At 60.1% G+C, this 2,634-nt stretch carries 6 protein-coding genes; all 6 read right to left on the reverse strand.

Annotation, left to right across the window (positions count from 1 at the left end; all coding sequences use genetic code 11):
• The coding region (locus Q7T26_10625) for a hypothetical protein (GenBank protein MDO8532596.1) at positions 1-219 on the reverse strand (219 nt) is incomplete at its 3' end.
• 149 nt (positions 220-368) lie between these two features.
• Positions 369-641, reverse strand: coding sequence for a hypothetical protein (locus Q7T26_10630; protein ID MDO8532597.1), 273 nt, complete (start codon positions 639-641; stop codon positions 369-371).
• Position 642: 1 nt separating this feature from the next.
• Positions 643-879 carry a hypothetical protein gene (locus Q7T26_10635; GenBank protein MDO8532598.1) on the reverse strand — a complete coding sequence of 79 codons (237 nt, stop codon included), beginning with the start codon at positions 877-879 and terminating at the stop codon, positions 643-645.
• A gap of 6 nt (positions 880-885) precedes the next feature.
• The gene (locus Q7T26_10640) at positions 886-1,332 is read right to left on the reverse strand and encodes a hypothetical protein (protein MDO8532599.1); all 447 of its coding nucleotides are present in this window, start codon (positions 1,330-1,332) and stop codon (positions 886-888) included.
• Positions 1,333-1,589: 257 nt separating this feature from the next.
• Positions 1,590-2,057, reverse strand: coding sequence for a glycosyl hydrolase 108 family protein (locus Q7T26_10645; protein ID MDO8532600.1), 468 nt, complete (start codon positions 2,055-2,057; stop codon positions 1,590-1,592).
• Positions 2,057-2,554 carry a hypothetical protein gene (locus Q7T26_10650; GenBank protein ID MDO8532601.1) on the reverse strand — a complete coding sequence of 166 codons (498 nt, stop codon included), beginning with the start codon at positions 2,552-2,554 and terminating at the stop codon, positions 2,057-2,059. Before Q7T26_10650 ends, Q7T26_10645 begins: the two co-directional genes overlap by 1 nt.
• Positions 2,555-2,634 lie beyond the last annotated feature (80 nt).

Consider the following 2,634-nt stretch of genomic DNA (forward strand, 5'->3'; position numbering starts at 1 on the left):
CTTCTCCGTAAGGCCCTTCGCCAGTTCGTCAGCACTACCTTTCGTGGCTTCTCCTTCGATCCGCCGGTAGGTCGCATCCAGCCGCTCAGCTTCAACATCTTGCTTCCCCTTCTGCTTTTCTATATCGAGCTTCTGCCGCCAGTAGAGCGCCTCGGTGGAGAAATACTTCTTCCACAGGCCCACGAGCGCCCCCAGGACGGCAACAATCGCGCTGAACATGCGTGTACCTTACTTATCCAGCCACATCCGCACGCAGCCGATCACCATCAGTATGGCACCCACCTTCAAAGCGTGCGGCTCATGCCATACGAGAGGAACGGCGTACATCCACGTCAACCCGGTCCAGAGCAACTTTATTCCCATGCTCATCACCCCTCTTTCGGTTTCGGTATCTCTGGCAACACGAGTACCTTCTTAGTCGGTTCTTCTCCAGCCGGCCAGCCCCCAGCAGTAAACTTCTCTGGCACCGCTGGGGGTTTCTCCGGGTTCTGAAGATAGGCGGTAATGTAGGTGAGCCCGCCAAGCGCCGCCGAGAGCAGCGGCAATTTCCCGGTGGAACCAGCTACTGCTAGGGCCATGTAGTTGGTAATGGCCGCCACGGCAGAACCTACCAGCATCTGGAACCACTTGATTGGTGGCATTTTACCCCTCCTTCACGCCAGGATCGAGCCCAGCAACTCCCACTTCCATCGCCTGGAGCTTGCGCCGGATCTCCGTCAACCGGCCTTGAAAGTCCACGTCACTCAGGAAGTCCCGAAGCGGTCGGTCGAGGTCTGGATTCTTCACGCCCTTGATCCCGTCGATAATCACCGGGATCAACTTCTCGGCTAGTGGCCCGCCGAGTTCCACGATCAACCCGATAATCGCTGCGAGTCCCATGGTTGGTTATCCTCTCTGTGTCTCAGCCCTGATCGCGTCCACCGCGCCCAGGACCGAGGAAATGAAACTGGCAAAGTCGGCCTGCAAACTAACGAGGCTCGCCTGTGTCCCTACGCCCTTTTCGAGCAGACTCTGCCCATCCAGGAGCGCCCGCTGTGACAACTTCCCTTTCTCCACGATGACCGCTAGATCGTCCATCTTCCGGTCCAGCGTCGCGCGCTTCGCCCGATAGTCAACGGCGCTCAGTGTCCCGGCCTTCACCTGAGCAATCCAGAGCCTCACGGTTGCCTCGTACATGCCAAGCGCGGCCTCTTGCGAGCCGTCAAAGATCGTCTTCTGGAGGCTGGCCCCCTGCCGGAGTTTGCCCTCGAAGGTCGGCGCACACGCCACCGCAAAGGCCATCACCAGCGCGACCGCCAGCACCATCCGATGTTCCCTCATCCATCTCACCATCACGTCCTCCTTGGCGCGTCTCCGCGCCTGCTAGACGGGCAACGTCGCCCGTTACTTCCTCAGTCCTACCCCTCGAATTTCCTTCGTATCACACTCATACGTCACAGGGGGCGTATCCGCCCGCGTCTCGTGGACACAGAGAAGGGACATCATTTTGCCATCAGCGGCCTGATACCGGATTTCCACCAGCTTCGGCCATATCGGAGCGTGGAAGCAGCCGGAGAGCGAGAGTGCAATCGCAAGCACCACCCAAGGTTTCATGCCATCGCCCTCCGTACCCACCCGGCGAGGAATCGTGGTTTCTGAAGCGAGCGGTAGTAGTTCACCGCTCCGCATTTCAGCAGCAGCAGGAGCACGTCAGGGTGCCGGTAGGCGTTGGCTTGCTGAACGGTGTACGGCCCTAAGACTCCATCGACCTCGATGTCAAGCCCAACATCTCTCACCGATATTTGTAGGAGTCGATGCGCCATATGAGAACCCATGTTCACGGCAAAGCTGAACAGGTGTTCCCCGATGGCGTCCGGCAACCGCTCATACCCGTACCTCTCCCACCAGTCCCGCCGGTAAATCTCGATGGCCTGTTCCCGGGTCAGTGTCTTAATGTCCAGATCGGGATAGGTCCGCTTCGAGATGCCAAAGTTGGTCTCGCCGCCAGGATCAGCGGGATCATTGACATAGCCGCCCTCATGGGCTAGGACGCGATCAATGGCGGTCTCGAATGACATCAGAAAAACCTCCTCGACTGCGGCACCGACGACGGAATGGGCGGCTGCTTCTCTCCTCGTGGCCAGGGGCTCTTGGCCTCTCGTATCAGACACCCGCGTATCTGTCCTGTTGCTAGGGTCTCCCCGATCTGGAAGACATGGTACGTCGTCTCCGTCGCGTCCCACTGCCAGCTCGTCGTCTCCTCATCCCACGCCGCGAAGCAGACCGCCTGGCGGATGGCGCGTGTCCGCATCGCCTCGGTCGGCGCCGCGTTCCACCGCGCCGCCTCCACCTCGATCCGCACCGTGCGCGTCGGGATGTGGTAGGTCACGCTCAGAACCGTCTCCGCGAGCCAGGTGTCAAAGGTCTTACTGGGCCCAGCGGCGAGCGTGAGGCTAATAGGGTCGTCCATGGCCTGCTCAGTGGGACCCCTTCCCTGAATGAGCGCGAGCACGACCGTCACCACGACCAGCACGGCGAGCAGGATTTCCGTCACAAACCCACGTTCTGATGTCATCGTCTCCTCTCCTTGCGTCTCCGCCGCTCCTGCCGTTCTTCCTCCGTATCATAGGCCCATCCACAGGTACATCTCCGCAC

The organism is Dehalococcoidia bacterium, assembly GCA_030648205.1.
Classification (GTDB): domain Bacteria; phylum Chloroflexota; class Dehalococcoidia; order JAUSIH01; family JAUSIH01; genus JAUSIH01.

Bases quoted from the DNA above. Each gene is read 5' to 3' on its own strand.
- Q7T26_10630 (MDO8532597.1), bottom strand. From the start codon at position 641: ATGCCACCAATCAAGTGGTTCCAGATGCTGGTAGGTTCTGCCGTGGCG.
- Q7T26_10640 (MDO8532599.1), bottom strand. From the start codon at position 1,332: ATGGTGAGATGGATGAGGGAACATCGGATGGTGCTGGCGGTCGCGCTG.
- Q7T26_10645 (MDO8532600.1), bottom strand. From the start codon at position 2,057: ATGTCATTCGAGACCGCCATTGATCGCGTCCTAGCCCATGAGGGCGGC.
- Q7T26_10635 (MDO8532598.1), bottom strand. From the start codon at position 879: ATGGGACTCGCAGCGATTATCGGGTTGATCGTGGAACTCGGCGGGCCA.
- Q7T26_10650 (MDO8532601.1), bottom strand. From the start codon at position 2,554: ATGACATCAGAACGTGGGTTTGTGACGGAAATCCTGCTCGCCGTGCTG.